This is a genomic window from Mesobacillus maritimus, from assembly GCF_044803185.1.
Lineage (GTDB): Bacteria > Bacillota > Bacilli > Bacillales > Cytobacillaceae > Mesobacillus_B > Mesobacillus_B maritimus_B.
The window spans coordinates 150,224-170,217 of sequence record NZ_CP085225.1; the positions used below are offsets into that span (position 1 = coordinate 150,224).

17 protein-coding genes, 6 tRNA genes and 3 rRNA genes are annotated in these 19,994 nt (G+C 43.0%); 22 read left to right on the forward strand and 4 right to left on the reverse strand.

Features of this window, described 5'->3' with window-relative positions; translation table 11 throughout:
* Positions 1 to 27 precede the first annotated feature (27 nt).
* From LG336_RS00815 to rpsI, 8 genes are all read left to right on the forward strand, one after another.
* Positions 28 to 972, forward strand: a complete 945-nt coding sequence (locus tag LG336_RS00815; protein WP_404330717.1) for a DNA-directed RNA polymerase subunit alpha — start codon at positions 28 to 30, stop codon at positions 970 to 972.
* A 78-nt stretch (positions 973 to 1,050) separates the two neighbouring features.
* Entirely contained in the window at positions 1,051 to 1,413 is a 363-nt protein-coding gene (gene rplQ, locus LG336_RS00820; protein WP_404330718.1) for a 50S ribosomal protein L17, read from the forward strand.
* Positions 1,414 to 1,891: 478 nt separating this feature from the next.
* On the forward strand, positions 1,892 to 2,731 hold the full coding sequence (locus LG336_RS00825) for an energy-coupling factor ABC transporter ATP-binding protein (RefSeq protein WP_404330719.1): 840 nt from the start codon (positions 1,892 to 1,894) through the stop codon (positions 2,729 to 2,731).
* Entirely contained in the window at positions 2,707 to 3,576 is an 870-nt protein-coding gene (locus tag LG336_RS00830) for an energy-coupling factor ABC transporter ATP-binding protein (protein WP_404330720.1), read from the forward strand. The genes LG336_RS00825 and LG336_RS00830 overlap by 25 nt, the downstream gene beginning before the upstream one ends.
* The gene (locus tag LG336_RS00835) at positions 3,573 to 4,370 is read left to right on the forward strand and encodes an energy-coupling factor transporter transmembrane component T family protein (protein ID WP_404330721.1); all 798 of its coding nucleotides are present in this window, start codon (positions 3,573 to 3,575) and stop codon (positions 4,368 to 4,370) included. Before LG336_RS00830 ends, LG336_RS00835 begins: the two co-directional genes overlap by 4 nt.
* A 12-nt stretch (positions 4,371 to 4,382) precedes the next feature.
* The gene (gene truA / locus LG336_RS00840) at positions 4,383 to 5,117 is read left to right on the forward strand and encodes a tRNA pseudouridine(38-40) synthase TruA (RefSeq protein ID WP_404330722.1); all 735 of its coding nucleotides are present in this window, start codon (positions 4,383 to 4,385) and stop codon (positions 5,115 to 5,117) included.
* Between the two features lie 184 nt (positions 5,118 to 5,301).
* Entirely contained in the window at positions 5,302 to 5,739 is a 438-nt protein-coding gene (gene rplM, locus LG336_RS00845) for a 50S ribosomal protein L13 (protein WP_404330723.1), read from the forward strand.
* A gap of 20 nt (positions 5,740 to 5,759) precedes the next feature.
* Positions 5,760 to 6,152, forward strand: coding sequence for a 30S ribosomal protein S9 (gene rpsI, locus LG336_RS00850; RefSeq protein WP_404330724.1), 393 nt, complete (start codon positions 5,760 to 5,762; stop codon positions 6,150 to 6,152).
* Positions 6,153 to 6,692: 540 nt separating this feature from the next.
* On the opposite strand, the gene LG336_RS00855 is transcribed toward rpsI, so the two are convergent.
* A complete protein-coding gene (locus LG336_RS00855) occupies positions 6,693 to 7,313 on the reverse strand; it encodes a TetR/AcrR family transcriptional regulator (RefSeq protein ID WP_404330725.1) in 621 nt (206 codons plus the stop codon).
* Complete coding sequence (locus LG336_RS00860; protein ID WP_404330726.1) at positions 7,267 to 8,541, reverse strand: MFS transporter; 1,275 nt, start codon at positions 8,539 to 8,541, stop codon at positions 7,267 to 7,269. Before LG336_RS00860 ends, LG336_RS00855 begins: the two co-directional genes overlap by 47 nt.
* 215 nt (positions 8,542 to 8,756) lie before the next feature.
* Between LG336_RS00860 and LG336_RS00865 the strand changes: the two genes are divergently transcribed.
* The 3 genes from LG336_RS00865 to LG336_RS00875 all read left to right on the forward strand — a co-directional run bounded on the left by LG336_RS00865 (position 8,757) and on the right by LG336_RS00875 (position 11,288).
* Positions 8,757 to 9,200, forward strand: a complete 444-nt coding sequence (locus LG336_RS00865; RefSeq protein WP_404330727.1) for a YbaK family protein — start codon at positions 8,757 to 8,759, stop codon at positions 9,198 to 9,200.
* Between the two features lie 79 nt (positions 9,201 to 9,279).
* Entirely contained in the window at positions 9,280 to 9,990 is a 711-nt protein-coding gene (gene cwlD, locus LG336_RS00870) for an N-acetylmuramoyl-L-alanine amidase CwlD (protein WP_404330728.1), read from the forward strand.
* Between the two features lie 236 nt (positions 9,991 to 10,226).
* A complete protein-coding gene (locus tag LG336_RS00875) occupies positions 10,227 to 11,288 on the forward strand; it encodes a P-loop NTPase (protein ID WP_404330729.1) in 1,062 nt (353 codons plus the stop codon).
* A 223-nt stretch (positions 11,289 to 11,511) separates the two neighbouring features.
* Here LG336_RS00875 and gerD read toward each other — a convergent pair whose 3' ends face one another.
* Positions 11,512 to 12,090, reverse strand: coding sequence for a spore germination lipoprotein GerD (gene gerD / locus LG336_RS00880; protein ID WP_404330730.1), 579 nt, complete (start codon positions 12,088 to 12,090; stop codon positions 11,512 to 11,514).
* A gap of 145 nt (positions 12,091 to 12,235) precedes the next feature.
* Here gerD and LG336_RS00885 point away from each other — a divergent pair, with 145 nt between their 5' ends.
* A complete protein-coding gene (locus tag LG336_RS00885; protein ID WP_404330731.1) occupies positions 12,236 to 12,907 on the forward strand; it encodes a KinB-signaling pathway activation protein in 672 nt (223 codons plus the stop codon).
* 45 nt (positions 12,908 to 12,952) lie between these two features.
* Here the strand turns inward: LG336_RS00885 and pdaB are convergent, their stop codons facing one another.
* Positions 12,953 to 13,705, reverse strand: coding sequence for a polysaccharide deacetylase family sporulation protein PdaB (gene pdaB / locus LG336_RS00890; RefSeq protein ID WP_404330732.1), 753 nt, complete (start codon positions 13,703 to 13,705; stop codon positions 12,953 to 12,955).
* Between the two features lie 135 nt (positions 13,706 to 13,840).
* Here pdaB and LG336_RS00895 point away from each other — a divergent pair, with 135 nt between their 5' ends.
* The 10 genes from LG336_RS00895 (at position 13,841) to LG336_RS00940 (ending at position 19,967) form a co-directional block, all read left to right on the forward strand.
* A complete protein-coding gene (locus LG336_RS00895; protein ID WP_404330733.1) occupies positions 13,841 to 14,074 on the forward strand; it encodes a hypothetical protein in 234 nt (77 codons plus the stop codon).
* 257 nt (positions 14,075 to 14,331) lie between these two features.
* Positions 14,332 to 15,882: ribosomal RNA gene (locus LG336_RS00900) — 16S ribosomal RNA — on the forward strand.
* Positions 15,883 to 16,156: 274 nt separating this feature from the next.
* Positions 16,157 to 19,093: ribosomal RNA gene (locus tag LG336_RS00905) — 23S ribosomal RNA — on the forward strand.
* 120 nt (positions 19,094 to 19,213) lie between these two features.
* Positions 19,214 to 19,329: ribosomal RNA gene (rrf, locus tag LG336_RS00910) — 5S ribosomal RNA — on the forward strand.
* Together the 16S, 23S and 5S rRNA genes with 6 tRNA genes alongside form the textbook arrangement of a ribosomal RNA operon.
* A gap of 20 nt (positions 19,330 to 19,349) precedes the next feature.
* A tRNA-Asn gene (locus LG336_RS00915) sits at positions 19,350 to 19,425 on the forward strand.
* 30 nt (positions 19,426 to 19,455) lie between these two features.
* A tRNA-Thr gene (locus LG336_RS00920) sits at positions 19,456 to 19,528 on the forward strand.
* 19 nt (positions 19,529 to 19,547) lie between these two features.
* A tRNA-Glu gene (locus LG336_RS00925) sits at positions 19,548 to 19,622 on the forward strand.
* A 70-nt stretch (positions 19,623 to 19,692) separates the two neighbouring features.
* A tRNA-Val gene (locus LG336_RS00930) sits at positions 19,693 to 19,768 on the forward strand.
* Between the two features lie 36 nt (positions 19,769 to 19,804).
* Positions 19,805 to 19,877, forward strand: a tRNA-Thr gene (locus LG336_RS00935).
* A 6-nt stretch (positions 19,878 to 19,883) separates the two neighbouring features.
* Positions 19,884 to 19,967 (forward strand) — tRNA-Tyr (locus LG336_RS00940).
* The last annotated feature ends 27 nt before the right edge of the window (positions 19,968 to 19,994 follow it).

Sequence of the window (19,994 nt, forward strand, 5' to 3'; positions counted from 1 at the left end):
TCGACGTTTTGAAGGAGGGTATATTTGATGATCGAAATAGAAAAACCAAAAATCGAAACGGTTGAGATCAGCGATGATGCCAAGTACGGCAAGTTTGTCGTAGAACCGCTTGAGCGTGGATATGGTACAACTTTGGGTAACTCCTTACGTCGTATCCTATTATCCTCACTTCCAGGTGCCGCTGTAACATCCATTCAAATCGATGGAGTACTTCATGAGTTCTCTACAGTTGAGGGTGTTGTAGAAGATGTCACTTCTATCATTCTAAATGTAAAGAAACTTGCATTGAAAATTTACTCTGATGATGAGAAGACACTCGAAATTGATATGCAAGGCGAGGGAGCAGTAACAGCTGCCAACATCACTCATGATAGTGATGTTGAGATTTTAAACCCAGATCTTCATATTGCAACTCTTTCAAGCAAGGGTTCACTTCGGATGCGCCTAACTGCTAAAAGAGGACGTGGGTATACACCGGCTGATCAAAATAAACGAGAAGATCAACCGATCGGGGTTATCCCAATCGATTCCATCTATACTCCAGTTTCACGTGTTTCTTACCAAGTGGAGAATACACGCGTGGGACAGATGACCAACTTTGACAAGCTGACATTTGACGTATGGACAGATGGAAGCAATGGTCCTAAAGAAGCTGTCGCTCTTGGGGCAAAAATTCTAAATGAGCATTTAAACCTCTTCGTCGGTCTTACTGATGAAGCACAAAATGCTGAAATCATGGTTGAAAAAGAAGAAGATCAAAAAGAAAAGGTTCTTGAAATGACAATTGAAGAACTTGACCTTTCTGTTCGTTCATATAACTGCCTAAAGCGTGCTGGTATCAACACTGTTCAAGAGCTTGCTCATAAAACTGAAGAGGACATGATGAAGGTACGTAACTTAGGAAGAAAATCGTTAGAAGAAGTAAAAGCAAAACTAGAGGAACTAGGCTTAGGCTTACGTAAAGATGACTAGTTAATTGCGATTAACTAGGCATTTTACTGTCACCTCTGATATTACTTCTACTGAACTTCAAAAAAGGAGGGAAAACTCATGGGATACAGAAAGTTAGGACGTACAAGTTCACAGCGTAAAGCTATGCTGCGTGATTTAACTACAGACCTAATCATCAATGAGAAAATCGAAACAACTGAAACTCGTGCGAAGGAGCTTCGTTCAGTTGTTGAAAAAATGATTACTTTGGGAAAACGTGGTGACCTTCATGCACGTCGTCAAGCTGCTTCTTGGGTTCGTAATGAAGTTGCTAATGCAGAAACTAACCAGGACGCACTTCAGAAGTTATTTGCTGACATCGCTCCACGTTATGCGGAACGCCAAGGTGGATATACTCGTATCATGAAGATTGGACCACGCCGCGGTGACGGTGCGCCAATGGTTATCATCGAGCTAGTTTAATAATTTAAACTCTCAAAACAAGGGCGATGGACAGTTTATAGAAACTTGTTTCATCCCCCTTTTTTTATAGATAACCGAATTTAATAGATCGTACAAGCCAATACGAGCGTTACGATGAGCATACTGATAAAAAAGAAAAGTGAGGCTAGCTCTTATTTTTCCAAAACTTTGTTTCTACAAGTAGGCATTATTTCTTATAAGTCTAGCTGTGACTACTAGGAACTGTGTCATCGTTTATAGCCTTTTTAAAAATAGGAAATTCGATGTCGTTCCTCGTGTTGTTGCCTACACTATTCTTGTGTGTCTCGTCTAGCTCATGCACCTCTTCCCCATCCATTATGGATGTCATGCTATATTGCGGAATCTACTTTCCGCTGGGAATAGGTGCAGGCTTTTTTTGTATTTAGAGATATCTTCTGATTTATTTCAATTTTGTTAGTAATAGTAAAAGACTAGATGAGTTGAGGGGAGGAAGGCAATGAGATCACCTCTTGTTGTACTAAACGATGTAAGCTTTCAGTATGAGTCTCAAGAAACTCCCGCATTAAGTCACATTAGTATGGAAGTGTATGAGGGTGAATGGCTTGCCATTGTTGGTCATAATGGGTCTGGAAAATCTACATTAGCTAGATTATTGAATGGCTTACAATTTCCGAGAGAGGGAACCATTACTGTAGCTGGTATTACACTCTCAGAGGAATCAATTTGGGATATTCGCAAACATATTGGCATGGTTTTTCAAAACCCGGATAACCAATTTGTTGGAACGACCGTTCAAGATGATGTGGCTTTTGGGCTTGAAAATAATGGGATAGCTGTAGAGGTTATGAATGACCGTGTTGTAGACGCATTAAAAAAGGTTAATATGGAATCATTTCTGGATCAAGAGCCACACCATCTGTCTGGAGGACAGAAGCAAAGAGTGGCCATTGCTGGTGTACTCGCCCTAAGACCGTCTATTATTATTCTTGATGAGGCTACCTCTATGCTCGACCCTAGGGGCCGTGGTGAGGTAATCGAGACAATCATGAATTTACAAAAAGAAGAGAAGATTACGGTAATATCCATTACTCATGACCTTGAGGAAGCATCTAAAGCAGATCGAATCCTTGTGATGAATCAAGGGAAAATCTATCGTGAGGGAACGCCTGAAGAAATATTTCAGATGGATGAAGAGCTTGTAAAGCTAGGTCTTGATATTCCGTTCTCAGTTAAAATCAGTAAGAAGCTACGTGAAAAAGGAATAAGCCTTGATAGACATTATCTTACAGAAGAAGAGCTGGTGGCACAATTATGGACATCTCACTCAAAAATGTAGAGTATCGTTATTCCGCTGACACACCTTTTGAACGGTTAGCCATTAAAGATGTTTCAATTAACATCCCTTCAGGCTCCTATGTAGCGATTATTGGTCATACAGGCTCGGGGAAATCCACCGTCCTACAGCATCTTAATGCGCTGTTAAAACCGACTAAGGGAGCCGTATTAATTGGTAGCCGGGAGATAAAGGCTGGGCGGAAAGAAAAGAATTTAAAAGGGATCCGGGAAAAGGTTGGGATTGTTTTTCAGTTTCCTGAGCATCAGCTATTTGAAGAAACCGTTGAGAAGGATATCTGCTTTGGACCGATGAACTTTGGCGTTTCTGAGGCTGAAGCGAAAAGGCGGGCAAGAGAGGCCATTAAGCAAGTGGGTTTATCTGAAAATATTCTTGAAAAATCCCCATTTGATCTCTCTGGAGGGCAAATGCGACGGGTAGCGATTGCAGGGGTATTAGCGATGGAGCCGGAGTGTATCGTTTTAGACGAGCCTACAGCAGGCTTAGACCCTCGAGGTCGCAAGGAAATCATGGATCTATTTTATCGCCTTCACAAAGAACAGGGCTTGGCAACTGTCCTGGTCACTCACAGTATGGAAGATGCAGCTAGGTACGCAGATGAAATTGTGATCATGCATCAGGGGACGGTTTTGAAAAAAGGAAAACCGCTTGAAATCTTTTCGAATCCGGAAGAGTTATTAGCACATGGTTTAGACGTCCCTGAAGTATTACGCTTTCAAATGAAGTTAGAAAAAACCTTTGATACTAAATTTGACAAAATTTGTCTTACAGAGGATGAACTAACAGATGTAGTGGCTAATTATCTAACAGGGAGGATACCACGATGATGGAAAAAATGATTATCGGTCGGTATGTCCCCGCAGATTCGATTCTGCATAAAATGGACCCCCGTTCAAAATTAATCATCGTTTTTTTATTTGTTTGTGTTATTTTTCTTGCAAATAATTTTTGGACTTATGGAATTTTAGTTCTTTATACCTTTTTAATGGCTGGTTTTTCAAAAATACCTGCACGTTTTTTAATTGGCGGCTTGAAACCCGTGCTCTGGTTGGTTATTTTTACTTTTTTCCTTCATTTATTTTTAACAAAAGAAGGAGAAATCATCCTAGATTTAGGATGGCTTAAAATTTATGAAGAGGGATTAAGGCAAGGTATTTTTATCTCGCTGCGTTTCTTTTTGTTGATTTTAATTACTTCCCTGTTAACCTTGACGACTACTCCTATCGAAATTACGGATGGGTTGGAAAGATTGTTGGGACCGTTAAAAAAGTTGAAGTTTCCAGTTCATGAACTAGCATTAATGATGTCAATTGCTCTACGTTTTATTCCCACATTAATGCAGGAAACGGATAAAATCATGAAGGCTCAGACAGCAAGAGGAGTCGAGTATTCAAGTGGTCCAATCAAAGACCGTCTAAAGGCGGTTGTTCCCTTATTAATTCCCCTGTTTATTAGCTCCTTTAAGCGAGCTGAGGAGCTTGCTGTTGCAATGGAGGCACGCGGGTATAAGGGTGGAGAGGGTCGAACAAAATACCGTCAACTCTCATGGGCGGTTGCCGATACTTCAATGATCATTGGTTTATTATTCGTTACAATTCTATTATTGATATTTAGAGGATAATGAGGTTTGGTTATGAGGATAAAATGTACGATTGCTTATGATGGAACCGGCTTTGCTGGATATCAGGTCCAACCTAATAAACGAACTGTGCAGGGTGACATAGAGGCAGCACTTGCAAGGCTTCATAAGGGCCAGAGTATTAAAGTTAACGCTTCTGGTCGTACAGATGCTGGCGTCCATGCAAAAGGGCAAGTGATTCATTTTGACACCACTTTGAATATTCCAGAGGACAAATGGGTGGTAGCAATGAATGCCCACTTGCCTGACGATCTTGTCATTCTCCAGGCTGAAATGGTGGCTAGTGATTTCCATGCTCGTTTTGATGCTACTGGAAAAGAATATCGTTATTTTATCAGTCAAACAAAGCAACGAGACCCATTTTTGCGGCATTACGCCTATCATTACACCTATCCAATTAATGTTAATTTGATGGAAAAAGCAGCGGTTGCTCTAGTTGGAACACATGATTTTACTAGTTTTTGCTCAGCGAAAACAGAGGTAGAGGATAAAATTAGAACGCTAGAAACCATTGATTTTTTTGAAGAAAATGGGTTGCTAGTTGTCCGTTTTGTTGGGAATGGATTTTTATATAATATGGTTCGAATCCTTGTGGGTACGCTTCTTGAAGCAGGACGAGGCGAACGAGAGCCGAGCACGTTTAAGGAAATACTTGATAAAAAAGATCGGCAGTATGCCGGGAAGACAGCCCCTGGACATGGATTATATCTTTGGGAAGTATTTTATTAGGTTTTTTATAAAAAACCTATGACAACTAATCCTGGTGTTGACATTAGGACTCTAAAGTTATATCATATTCAGGTATGATATTTTTAAACCCACTGATAAGCCCCGGAACTTATCTGTGTAGTAATATATCAAATGACACGCGAAACGAAAAAAGATTTTTATGGATAATTTAGGAGGGACATTCATGCGTTCAACTTTTATGGCTAATGCCAAGAATATCGAGCGTAAATGGTATGTAGTAGATGCAGAAGGCCAAACTCTTGGTCGTCTTGCAAGTGAAGTTGCAGCCATCTTGCGCGGTAAACATAAACCAACTTTTACTCCAAATGTTGACACTGGTGACCATGTCATCATTATCAATGCTTCAAAGATTCATTTGACTGGTAATAAAATTAACGACAAAATTTACTACCGTCACACAATGCACCCAGGTGGTTTAAAGCAAAGAACGGCTCTTGAAATGCGTACAAACTACCCTGAAAAAATGCTTGAACTAGCAATTAAAGGTATGCTTCCAAAGAACTCTTTAGGACGTCAAATCTTCAAAAAGCTACATGTTTATGCAGGTAGCGAGCACCAAAATCAAGCACAAAAACCTGAAGTTTACGAACTTCGCGGATAATTATTAAGGAGGTTATACACTTGGCACAAGTTCAATATATCGGAACAGGTCGTCGTAAGAGCTCCGTAGCTCGTGTACGTCTAGTACCTGGCGAAGGCAAAGTTATCGTTAACAATCGTGAAATCGAAGATTATATCCCATTCGCAGCTTTACGTGAGGTTGTTAAGCAACCTCTAGTGGCAACTGAAACAGTTGGCGTTTATGACATTCTTGTCAACGTAAAAGGCGGCGGCTACACTGGTCAAGCTGGCGCAATCCGCCACGGTATCGCTCGTGCGTTACTACAAGTTGACCCTGAATACCGTCCAGCACTTAAGAGTGCAGGATTATTAACTCGTGACGCTCGTATGAAAGAACGTAAAAAATACGGTCTTAAAGGCGCTCGTCGTGCACCTCAGTTCTCAAAGCGTTAATTTTTACGCTACGGAAGACTCTCAACCGAATTGGTTGGGGGTCTTTTTTTATTTGTGGTGTTAAAATCTTAATTTGTTAGAATACGTGGAATGGAGTTGTGTACCTGATTTCCCTGAGATCATGGGATATCGGATGAGAGGTAACGGTGGAAGGTCTAGCGTGGGCGCAAAAGGGGTGGAGAGGCAGTAAAGGTAACGGTGGGGAATCCAGCGTGCCCGAAAAGAGGTGGAGAGGTTGGAAAAGGTAACGGTGGATAATCCAGCGTGCCCGAAAAGAGGTGGAGAGGCTATAAAAGGTAACGGTGGAAAGTCCAGCGTGTCCAAGAAAAGAGTAGTGAATAAAAAGTGCTCGATGAAAGGTTCATGAAGCCCAAAAAGAGTGAAGTAGAGGAAAAAAGTGGTCTATGAAACGTTCATGAAGCCCAAAAAGAGTGAAGTAGAGGAAAAAAGTGCTTCATGAAAGGTTCATGGAGCCAAAAAGGGTCCGTAAGAAGAAAAAAGTGCTCCATGAAATCCACCCATGAATCACATACGATATCTCTAATCCCTCACCTCAAGCGCCAACCTTAAATATTCAACAAACAAGATAGATTGTTCTTTCAGCTTTATATCTTCTTTTGGAAGAATGGCGTTATCTAGTGCGAGGCCATCTATGAAGGCTATTATTGATCGTGCAATCATCTCACTACTGTATTTGGTACTAAACTCTCCGCTTTGTTGGCCGGCTTTAATAATGTTAGCATAAAGCTTAAGTGCGTATGAATATCGTTCCTGGGCATAACTCCTTCTTCGCGGATTATTCCGTCCAGTGATAAAAAACTCTAAGTTACTAGCAGCCAACGGATCCATTTTATCGTCCGGTTCTTGGCCCTCACCAAATAGTCTTGTTAAAAGTAAGACCCAGTGAGATTCCACTGTATCCTTTAGTAATTCGTCCGTTTCCAATACCTGACTAGATAATTTTTCAGCTAAGATTGCTTCAAATAAATCCTCTTTATTAGAGAAGTATTGATACAAACCTCCTCTGCTAACCTCTGCTGCATCCATTACATGTTTCATGGTAGTCCGTTCGTAACCATGTTCGATAAAGACTTTTGTTGCCGCTTCTACTATTTTAGCTCGTCGTTGTTCTAGGTGTTCCTTGCTGACTTTTGGAGACATCTTGATTCCCCCGATTAATTTTGTTTTTAGCTAGATACCCGATTACTGCCCCTACTATTAAAAGTGATGCTGTAATAATAAAGGTCGGCACAACTCCTAATACCGTTGCAAGGTATCCGCCTAATAAAGGTCCGATAATCGTTGCAGTGGTCGTTACACTATTAATAACCCCAAATACTCTCCCAGTCAAATGAACAGGGGTATCGAGTTGAACGGCTGTTTGAAAGGGGACAAATACGAAAGTCGCTGTGAAGCCAGCTAGAAATCCTAAAACGGGTCCCCAAAGGATGCTATACCCTAATTCAAAATGTGTGAAAACAGCCATCAGACCAAAGCTTAGCCCAATACCACAAACTCCAGTCAACATCAAAGTATAGGCTTGATAATCAGTCTTTTTTGCTAACAACATACCGGACCCAAGCATGCCTATACCTGAGGCTGTCACGATATAACCGAAGAGGTCTGGAGATACTGAAGGAAGCTCCCTAAGTAAGACGATAATTTGCGAATCGGAAAGTTGTAGAATTAAAAGGCTAACTCCTAGAAAAACCATACCTACTAGCAAATGCAGCTTGGATTTAATAAAAGTAAACCCTAAAATCATTTCAGTTTTAAAGGAAGGCTGTGTTTCATTAATACTGTCCGTAGCTAAGGGAATCGACTGCATCGCCTTCGGTAACATCATGATTAAGCACGCTGAAGCGATAAACGTAAGTGAGTCAATAAAAAAGACTGTCTTTGCCCCAAACATAGTAACGAGGGCTCCACTTAATAAGGGACCGAGAATTTTGGTGCTGGAGTCGATCATTGAGGTTATCGCCATGGCACTTTTCATATCATCTTGAGGGACCAACTCTTTTAATTTTGCATTTTTTGCAGGAACAAAGAACGAAGAAAATACTCCAATTGTAAACAAGCAGATATACACAATCCAGATGGTGTCAGCTACAGCCAAAATAAGAATCAGTCCTGCCCGTACCAAGTCCGATAAAATCATTAATCCTTTACGGTTAAACCGGTCTGCGAGTGTTCCAGTAAACGGTCCAAATAAGGCCATAGGAATGGCCAAACATAATATGATGAAGGAAATTTCCATTGGTGAAGCATGCCACTTTATACCTACCAGGGTAATAACCGCGATCATACTTAGCCAGTCCCCGATACTAGATATAGCTTGAGCAACCATAAGTGTGATATATCCTTTGTTCCTCATTAATTCGTTTTTCATTAAGCCCAACTCCTCCTTTTAACGAAACAATTTCCCACTCGATAGCATTATAATGACATTAGTGTCGTTTATTTATCTTTATTATAACGACATTAATGTCGTTTTGATAACACTATTTATGGATTTTTATTTTAAATTTGGAAATGGAATACCAAGTGAAGTCTGTATTCTTCGGACATGCTGGTATCACACTAGTGGCAAGAGGTGAGTATCCATTGAATGTAGTAACGACTTTTAATGAGAAAAAGCGTGAAAAGCAAATCAAATATGAGCGCTCGTTGTTGCGTGAGTTATCCATTCAGAGATTACGTGAGAGTGTGAAGGGCTGTTTTGGTTCATCCCGCCTTGCATCAGGCCTCCTTATGAACTCTGGTATTGAAGAAGCTTGTTATGATGTTGCAATCGAGGCCTACTTGCTTGGAGGGAGATACAGTCGCTTTGGCTACTTTGGTGAATCACTTGAGATGGCTCGTAATCGATGCCGTGAAGAGGAAAAACATCTTGTTGACACCTTATATAACTTTTTCCTATTCTGGGGGAATGGTGATGAGGGTATTGCTGGTGAATCCCTTTATTACATGTGTGAACAGTATGTCGATGGCTGGTGGAGAGAAGGTTTCCAAAAAGGAGAGAAGCGACATAAGCTAAAAATGCACTAATACGGGGTTCTAAACAGCCTTCCTGTCCCATATATTTTTAAAAAATGGGACGAGTGAGTGGAAGGATGGTTAGTGCCTAATGAAGAAGTTTCGAGTATTGCTTTATGTAATTGGACTTATGTCGTTATTTATAATCCTGCAATACGATTTTGAAGAAGACGATGCATGGAAGATGCAGAACTTACCTCTTTCCGGTCAAATAATTGTTCTAGATCCTGGCCATGGTGGTCCAGACCCTGGGGCGGTTCAAGGAGAGGCGATTGAAAAGGATATTTCATTAAGCGTCAGTCTTAAGCTTCGTGACTATTTACAGCAACAGGGTGCCCTTGTTGTCATGACACGGGAGACCGATATTGATTTAGCCGATAAGGAGCTAAAAGGGTACAGCCGCAGAAAGGTACAGGATTTAAAAAGAAGGCTCGAGTTAATTAATCACTCTGAAGCTGACTTTTTTGCGAGCATACACCTGAATGCTATTCCTTCTTCAAAATGGAAGGGTGCTCAAACCTTTTATTCGGGTCAATTTAAAGAGAGTAAACGAGGGGCAAAGTTTATTCAAGAAGAACTTCGCCGAAATTTAGAAAATACAAATCGAGAAGCAAAAACATCGAACAGTATCTATATATTAAAAAACTCAGAAGTCCCTGGTGTTCTTGTTGAGATAGGATTTCTTTCAAACCCAACAGAAAGGGAAATGTTGAGGCAGGATGAATATCAGGAACAAGTTGCAGCCTCCATTTATCAAGGAATTATGAGATATTATACAAATGAGCGGAAAATATTTAAGTGAAGGAGAGCAATCTCCTTCTTTTTTATGAGATAAAAAAGTATATAAGTTTTGACTTAGAGAAATGTCCAGCTACTATCTTAAGGCTGCTTATCCCGATTCAAAACATAGCCAAACTAGACAGAATGCGTTAAGATAATGGAAAACGGTTTCAATGTGTGATTGGAATAACATCTTGCAACAATGACATTATGTTATACTGATAATTGAGACACTACAAGACTAGGAGGGTTTACTTTATGGTAACGGATACACAGGTAAGAGAACTTATAGGTGGATTAAATGAACCTTTTTTACATAAAACGCTTGGTGAATTAAATGCGATTGAAGAAGTAAAAATTAAAGAAGAAAAGAACCACGTTAGTGTTAAAATTGCTCTTACCAAAACAGGTACTGCCGAGCAATTGCAACTACAGACCCAAATCGTCAATCTTTTAAAGGAAGCGGGCGCTGCTACAGTTGGTCTAAGATTTATTGAACTACCACAAGAGGTTCTGGCGAAGTATCGTTCAGAAAGTGATAGCAATAGCAACGAGGAAGGACTTCTTTCTCCAGCAAGTAAGACAACCTTTATTGCCATTGCAAGCGGTAAGGGTGGCGTAGGTAAATCAACAGTTTCTGTTAATTTAGCGGTATCGCTTGCTCGTTTAGGAAAAAAAGTAGGACTAGTTGACGCCGATATCTATGGATTCAGTGTTCCTGATATGATGGGAATTACTCAACGACCTGTCGTTCGTGGCGAGAAAATCATTCCTGTAGATCGCTTTGGTGTTAAAGTCATTTCAATGGGGTTCTTTGTTGAAGATAATGCCCCAATCATTTGGCGTGGACCAATGCTAGGAAAGATGCTCAATAGCTTCTTTAATGAAGTAGAGTGGGGCGAGCTAGACTACTTGCTATTAGACTTACCTCCTGGTACAGGGGACGTAGCTTTAGATTTGCACTCAATGCTTCCTGCATGTAAAGAAATTATTGTCACAACTCCACACCCTACCGCAGCATTTGTAGCAGCTCGTGCAGGGGCGATGGCATTACGTACAGATCATGAGCTTCTCGGAGTCATCGAGAATATGTCCTATTTTGAAAGTAAGGTAACAGGTGAAAAGGAATACGTATTTGGTCAAGGTGGCGGTGACAAACTAGCGGATGAACTTAGTACGAAGGTATTAGGAAAGCTACCACTTGGACAACCTGATTGGAATACAGAAGATTTTGCTCCTTCCATTTACCAGGAAGACCATAAAATAGGCTCACTTTACCTTGATATTGCTAAGCAAGTTGTAAGTGATCTAGAAAAATAATCATGAAAAAGAAGCCTTTCCTTGTGGAAAGGCTTTTTTGAACTGATTTATCGCTCTCCAGGCCATACGCCGCTGACCAGAGCGCTTCCGCTTTTCTATTGTCCAGCTCCTGCGCCTAGGGGCTCGGGTCATAAGCCAACCCGTCAAGAAGGTTAAAGAACAACCTTCTAGCTGGTTCGTCTTATGCCTGTCGCCCCTGAACAAGGCGCTTCCGCTTTTCTATTTACTCCTCTTCTTTTTTCTTTTCTTGTTGTTTGCTTATATCATCTGCTGCGGTCACAATGATTTCCTGTATTTTAGCCTTAAATAGTGGGCTTTCGAAAGTCTCAGTGATTACAGTTTGCATTTGTTGACGATACTCACTGCTTTTTAGCAAGGTGAGCATTTCTTTTTCCAACTCAGGGTCCTTTAAGAGCTCAATCATCATGGTTCGATACTCAGGGTCCTTCATCAGATTTTTAATTAATTTCTCATGTTCTTTCTGCATGCTTTTTGCATAAGCTTCTGCAAATTTAGGATCCTCAAAGGCGGTCTTCCAAAACTCGGTTCCCTTTTCAGAAACGAGTGTTTTTTCAATTGTATCGGAAACCACTGATTGTTCCATAATGAGGTTCTGTTGCATTTCCTCTTCCTTCATCATTTCTTGTATTGCTTTTTTACCATCATCTGTTTTTAAGATATCGACAACCATTTTCTTAGTAGCATCGTAATCCATTTCCTCCCCGCTGGTTTCCATAGGTGCACAACCGGAAATGAAACCTAAGAATAATGCTGGGATTAGGAACTTAATGGCTTTAAACATATTCATTCCCCTTTCGCAAAAGACAACCTTACCTTTATAATGGATTGTTCTTTAAATATTATACAGGCTAGTGGTCTAAACCTAGATTTTTCTAGTGCTGATTGGTACAATCAAGGAGTGAATTTTATTATTGGGGGAAAATATAGTGACAAGTAGGAACTGGGTAAAATTATTTATTTCCACCTTACTAATTGGCGGCATTACGACAGGTATAACTGGTTTTATTGTGCGCTGGGATGAGTTTGCACCATTTTTTATTGATTTTAACATCGTCGAAATACTTGCTATCCTATTTTGGCTCTTTGGTGTCGGTCTTATTTTTAGCCTTTTAAGTCAGGCAGGCTTTTTTGCTTATCTTACCTTACACAGGTTTGGGCTTGGGATTTTTAAATCCAATAAACTTTGGAATGCGGTCCAATTAGTTTTGATTGCTGTTGTGCTATTTGATTTAGTCTACCTTAGATATGAAGTATTTGCGGGAGAGAACGAAAGTCTCCTTCCTTATATCGGTTTAGCGTTACTAGTTTTAATAGCGGGATCTTTAGTAGCCTATTTAAAATCGAGGCAGACAAATAAGACGGCGTTTATTCCGGCCTTATTTTTCATGATTGTTGTAACTGTAATAGAATGGGTTCCAGTCTTGAGAGTAAATGAGGAAAGTTGGGTTTACTTAATGGTTTTTCCATTATTAGTATGCAATGCCTACCAACTTTTAATGCTTCCTAGGTTAAATGAAAAATCACTTCAAGAACGTGAAAACATACAAAGAAGAGCGAATTCTAAAAAGAAAACTACACAGAAACCGTCCAATGCTTAATGGACGGTTTTTTATTTAACCTAATGCGATAAGATTGTTTTTTATTTATTTTACCTCTGATGATTTAGTCTGTCCGTTTGCAATCATCTCAGAAACAGTAACCATTTTTAGATTTTTGTTTTTAATTTCACTCAGTATCGCAGGGAGTGCTGCAGCTGTTTGTTTAGCTGAATCTGATGCGTGTAAAAGGACGATATCACCTTTTTTAGTCTTTTTAATATTTTCAACAATGGCTTCTACACCTGGATTTGTCCAATCTTTTGAATCTAGACTCCAATGAACGACGGTATAGCCCATTTTGTCAGCTATATTCAATGTTCGTTTATCAAAATGCCCAGTAGGTGCTCTCATCAACTCGATATCTTCAACATTTAACTTTTTAAACGCCTCTTTTGCTCGTGACAGATCCTGCCTAATTTTCGACTCTTCAATCTCTGTGTAATCCTTATAATCATACCCGAGGATTCCAATCTCATAACCTTCCTTGACAATTCGGCTAACTAAATCAGGATGCCTCTCAGCCCACGCTCCTGAGAGAAAAAAGGTTGCGGCAGGGATATTCTCCTTTTTCAAGGTATCTAGGATAGGCTCTGCTTTTTCATCTCCCCAGCCAATATTAAAGGTCAGTGCAACATCCTTTTCCCCTTTGTAGATTGCCTTTGGTCCATCTTCAGTTGAGAAAACAGGGACCTGGGCTATGCTTTCAACATAAAAAAACCAAGCGGTAAAAAAAGCAGCGATGAGAATGACTAATGCTTGTTTAATCGATTTTCCATTCAACACAAAAAAGAATTTCATTATTATTCACCTCGTCCATGGACTCCTTGTCTAATTTTTATGAGGAAATCGGGAGGATATGTATAAAATTTGTGAATTATAAAGCGACTAGAGGGAAAAGATACAATCACTAACAACTTGAATAGGAGTGTTGTTATGCTTGGATTTATAATTAACCAAAAGGAAAGTAAAGAATTAGAGTATCTAATAAAAAGGGAAATGGATGAAATATTATTTGATTTAAAGGATGAGCGTATTGATCACGTAGTAAAGAGGTCAATGAAGGAACGATACAAAATACTATTTTCTCTATTTAAAAGAGTAGCTTCGCCAGCAGAATGTATGAAATATATGTCTTCAGACAAAAAGGCTTCTAGGAAATCCTATTAAAATTAAAAAAAGGGTAAAAACCGTTGACATCTTTTTTATTAGCTGTTATATTAATAAACGTCGCTGCTAGGCAACGACAATAACGAAAAAAGTTATTGACTTAAATTTAATCTTGTGTTAAATTTTAAAAGTCGCTTTTGGGCGAAGATGTTCTTTGAAAACTAAACAAACAAGCGTCAACAAACAATATTTATCATGTCTTCTATTATAGAAGTTCATGAGCCAACGTTTTATTTTATGAGCTAATCACTCACTCTTTATTGGAGAGTTTGATCCTGGCTCAGGACGAACGCTGGCGGCGTGCCTAATACATGCAAGTCGAGCGAATCTGAGGGAGCTTGCTCCCAAAGATTAGCGGCGGACGGGTGAGTAACACGTGGGCAACCTGCCTGTAAGACTGGGATAACTCCGGGAAACCGGGGCTAATACCGGATAATTCATTTCCTCTCATGAGGGAATGCTGAAAGACGGTTTCGGCTGTCACTTACAGATGGGCCCGCGGCGCATTAGCTAGTTGGTGAGGTAACGGCTCACCAAGGCCACGATGCGTAGCCGACCTGAGAGGGTGATCGGCCACACTGGGACTGAGACACGGCCCAGACTCCTACGGGAGGCAGCAGTAGGGAATCTTCCGCAATGGACGAAAGTCTGACGGAGCAACGCCGCGTGAGCGATGAAGGCCTTCGGGTCGTAAAGCTCTGTTGTTAGGGAAGAACAAGTACCGGAGTAACTGCCGGTACCTTGACGGTACCTAACCAGAAAGCCACGGCTAACTACGTGCCAGCAGCCGCGGTAATACGTAGGTGGCAAGCGTTGTCCGGAATTATTGGGCGTAAAGCGCGCGCAGGCGGTCCTTTAAGTCTGATGTGAAAGCCCACGGCTCAACCGTGGAGGGTCATTGGAAACTGGGGGACTTGAGTGCAGAAGAGGAGAGTGGAATTCCACGTGTAGCGGTGAAATGCGTAGAGATGTGGAGGAACACCAGTGGCGAAGGCGACTCTCTGGTCTGTAACTGACGCTGAGGCGCGAAAGCGTGGGGAGCGAACAGGATTAGATACCCTGGTAGTCCACGCCGTAAACGATGAGTGCTAAGTGTTAGAGGGTTTCCGCCCTTTAGTGCTGCAGCAAACGCATTAAGCACTCCGCCTGGGGAGTACGGCCGCAAGGCTGAAACTCAAAGGAATTGACGGGGGCCCGCACAAGCGGTGGAGCATGTGGTTTAATTCGAAGCAACGCGAAGAACCTTACCAGGTCTTGACATCCTCTGACAACTCTGGAGACAGAGCGTTCCCCTTCGGGGGACAGAGTGACAGGTGGTGCATGGTTGTCGTCAGCTCGTGTCGTGAGATGTTGGGTTAAGTCCCGCAACGAGCGCAACCCTTGTCCTTAGTTGCCAGCATTCAGTTGGGCACTCTAAGGAGACTGCCGGTGACAAACCGGAGGAAGGTGGGGATGACGTCAAATCATCATGCCCCTTATGACCTGGGCTACACACGTGCTACAATGGATAGAACAAAGGGCAGCGAAGCCGCGAGGTCAAGCAAATCCCATAAATCTATTCTCAGTTCGGATTGCAGGCTGCAACTCGCCTGCATGAAGCCGGAATCGCTAGTAATCGCGGATCAGCATGCCGCGGTGAATACGTTCCCGGGCCTTGTACACACCGCCCGTCACACCACGAGAGTTTGTAACACCCGAAGTCGGTGGGGTAACCTTTTAGGGGCCAGCCGCCTAAGGTGGGACAGATGATTGGGGTGAAGTCGTAACAAGGTAGCCGTATCGGAAGGTGCGGCTGGATCACCTCCTTTCTAAGGATAATGCCGTAAGGGCATTCGGAATGCGAACTTTCGGTTCGTACTAAGCAAATTTAAAAATTTGCACTGTTGATTAGCTTGTTTGTTTAGTTTTGAGAGTGCAATTCTCTCAAAGCTTTTTAATTTGTTCCTTGAAAACTAGATAATCGTAAGTAAGAAGGCAAAAGTAAAACACACATTTGTATCGCTTTTTTAATTTTTCTCTCTTTTAATAAAAAGAGAAACCAAAGACATGATTGTCTTATAGAGACGAATAAATTCGTCCATAGGTTAAGTTAGAAAGGGCGCACGGTGGATGCCTTGGCACTAGGAGCCGATGAAGGACGGGACTAACACCGATATGCTTCGGGGAGCTGTAAGTAAGCTTTGATCCGGAGATTTCCGAATGGGGAAACCCACTGTTCGTAATGGAACAGTATCTTTACCTGAATCCATAGGGTATTGAAGGCAGACCCGGGGAACTGAAACATCTAAGTACCCGGAGGAAGAGAAAGCAAATGCGATTCCCTGAGTAGCGGCGAGCGAAACGGGATTAGCCCAAACCAGAAGGCTTGCCTTCTGGGGTTGTAGGACACTCAACATGGAGTTACAAAGGAACGGGGTAAATGAAGTGGTCTGGAAAGGCCCGTCAAAGAAGGTAAAAACCCTGTAGTTGAAACTTCGTTCCCTCCTGAGTGGATCCTGAGTACGGCGGGACACGTGAAATCCCGTCGGAAGCTGGGAGGACCATCTCCCAAGGCTAAATACTCCCTAGTGACCGATAGTGAACCAGTACCGTGAGGGAAAGGTGAAAAGCACCCCGGAAGGGGAGTGAAAGAGATCCTGAAACCGTGTGCCTACAAGTAGTCAGAGCTCATTAATGAGTGATGGCGTGCCTTTTGTAGAATGAACCGGCGAGTTACGATTACATGCAAGGTTAAGTCGAGAAGACGGAGCCGCAGCGAAAGCGAGTCTGAATAGGGCGAATAAGTATGTGGTTGTAGACCCGAAACCAGGTGATCTACCCATGTCCAGGGTGAAGGTAGGGTAACACCTACTGGAGGCCCGAACCCACGCACGTTGAAAAGTGCGGGGATGAGGTGTGGGTAGCGGAGAAATTCCAATCGAACCTGGAGATAGCTGGTTCTCTCCGAAATAGCTTTAGGGCTAGCCTCACGAAGTGAGAGTCTTGGAGGTAGAGCACTGTTTGGACTAGGGGCCCTCATCGGGTTACCGAATTCAGACAAACTCCGAATGCCAATGACTTATCCGTGGGAGTCAGACTGCGAGTGATAAGATCCGTAGTCAAGAGGGAAACAGCCCAGACCACCAGCTAAGGTCCCAAAGTATACGTTAAGTGGAAAAGGATGTGGAGTTGCTTAGACAACCAGGATGTTGGCTTAGAAGCAGCCACCATTTAAAGAGTGCGTAATAGCTCACTGGTCGAGTGACTCTGCGCCGAAAATGTACCGGGGCTAAACGTATCACCGAAGCTGTGGGTGGACATCTTACGATGTCCGCGGTAGGAGAGCGTTCTAAGGGCGTTGAAGCTAGACCGTAAGGACTGGTGGAGCGCTTAGAAGTGAGAATGCCGGTATGAGTAGCGAAAGATGGGTGAGAATCCCATCCACCGTATGCCTAAGGTTTCCTGAGGAAGGCTCGTCCTCTCAGGGTTAGTCGGGACCTAAGCCGAGGCCGAAAGGCGTAGGCGATGGACAACAGGTTGATATTCCTGTACCACCTCTTTATCGTTTGAGCAATGGGGGGACGCAGGAGGATAGGGTAAGCGCACTGCTGGATATGTGCGTCTAAGCAGTTAGGCTGGTAACGAGGCAAATCCCGTTACCGTGAAGGCTGAGCTGTGATAGCGAGGGAAATATAGTACCGAAGTTCCTGATTCCACACTGCCAAGAAAAGCCTCTAGCGAGATAAAAGGTGCCCGTACCGCAAACCGACACAGGTAGGCGAGGAGAGAATCCTAAGGTGAGCGAGAGAACTCTCGTTAAGGAACTCGGCAAAATGACCCCGTAACTTCGGGAGAAGGGGTGCTTTTTAGGGTGTTAAAGCCTTGAAAAGCCGCAGTGAATAGGCCCAGGCGACTGTTTAGCAAAAACACAGGTCTCTGCGAAGCCGCAAGGCGAAGTATAGGGGCTGACGCCTGCCCGGTGCTGGAAGGTTAAGAGGAGAGGTTAGCTCACGCGAAGCTTTGAATCGAAGCCCCAGTAAACGGCGGCCGTAACTATAACGGTCCTAAGGTAGCGAAATTCCTTGTCGGGTAAGTTCCGACCCGCACGAAAGGCGTAACGATCTGGGCACTGTCTCAACGAGAGACTCGGTGAAATTATAGTACCTGTGAAGATGCAGGTTACCCGCGACAGGACGGAAAGACCCCGTGGAGCTTTACTGCAGCCTGATATTGAATTTTGGTACAGCTTGTACAGGATAGGTAGGAGCCTTGGAAGCCGGAGCGCCAGCTTCGGTGGAGGCGTCGGTGGGATACTACCCTGGCTGTATTGAAATTCTAACCCGCACCCCTGATCGGGGTGGGAGACAGTGTCAGGTGGGCAGTTTGACTGGGGCGGTCGCCTCCTAAAATGTAACGGAGGCGCCCAAAGGTTCCCTCAGAATGGTTGGAAATCATTCGCAGAGTGTAAAGGCACAAGGGAGCTTGACTGCGAGACCTACAAGTCGAGCAGGGACGAAAGTCGGGCTTAGTGATCCGGTGGTTCCGCATGGAAGGGCCATCGCTCAACGGATAAAAGCTACCCCGGGGATAACAGGCTTATCTCCCCCAAGAGTCCACATCGACGGGGAGGTTTGGCACCTCGATGTCGGCTCATCGCATCCTGGGGCTGTAGTCGGTCCCAAGGGTTGGGCTGTTCGCCCATTAAAGCGGTACGCGAGCTGGGTTCAGAACGTCGTGAGACAGTTCGGTCCCTATCCGTCGTGGGCGCAGGAAATTTGAGAGGAGCTGTCCTTAGTACGAGAGGACCGGGATGGACGCACCGCTGGTGTACCAGTTGTCTTGCCAAAGGCATCGCTGGGTAGCTATGTGCGGACGGGATAAGTGCTGAAAGCATCTAAGCATGAAGCCCCCCTCAAGATGAGATTTCCCATAGCGTCAAGCTAGTAAGATCCCTGAAAGATGATCAGGTTGATAGGTCAGAGGTGGAAGCGCGGTGACGTGTGGAGCTGACTGATACTAATCGATCGAGGACTTAACCAATTATTGATACAAATCGTTTTACCTTTACTTCTTACACATTATCTAGTTTTGAGGGAATGAAAAATTTCTCTTGCAAAATCTGAAAAAGATATTATAATAATAATTGTCTTTTACAAATAGTCTGGTGGCGATAGCGAGAAGGTCACACCCGTTCCCATGCCGAACACGGAAGTTAAGCTTCTCAGCGCCGATGGTAGTTGGGGGTTTCCCCCTGTGAGAGTAGGACGTTGCCAGGCGTTATTTCTAATAACACTGTTCCGCAGTAGCTCAGTTGGTAGAGCATTCGGCTGTTAACCGAACGGTCGTAGGTTCGAGTCCTACCTGCGGAGCCATTTCTTTTAATTTTATAATAACCAAGCTATGCTTCCATAGCTCAGTAGGTAGAGCACTTCCATGGTAAGGAAGAGGTCAGCGGTTCGAGCCCGCTTGGAAGCTCTCGTATAAAATTTTTATCGGCCCCTTGGTCAAGCGGTTAAGACACCGCCCTTTCACGGCGGTAACACGGGTTCGAATCCCGTAGGGGTCACCATAGTATTTTCTCGATAGAGAAAATAACTTACCTTATTATTAAACAAGTTAAAACAAATAATTTTATTTTCGGAGGATTAGCTCAGCTGGGAGAGCATCTGCCTTACAAGCAGAGGGTCGGCGGTTCGATCCCGTCATCCTCCACCATATTTTTTACACAATAGTGTATTAGTTTTTCATAATGCCGGCCTAGCTCAATTGGTAGAGCAACTGACTTGTAATCAGTAGGTTGGGGGTTCAAGTCCTCTGGCCGGCACTCTTTGGAGGGGTAGCGAAGTGGCTAAACGCGGCGGACTGTAAATCCGCTCCTTCGGGTTCGGCGGTTCGAATCCGTCCCCCTCCACCATTATAGTTTTAAGCAAAACTGGACAAG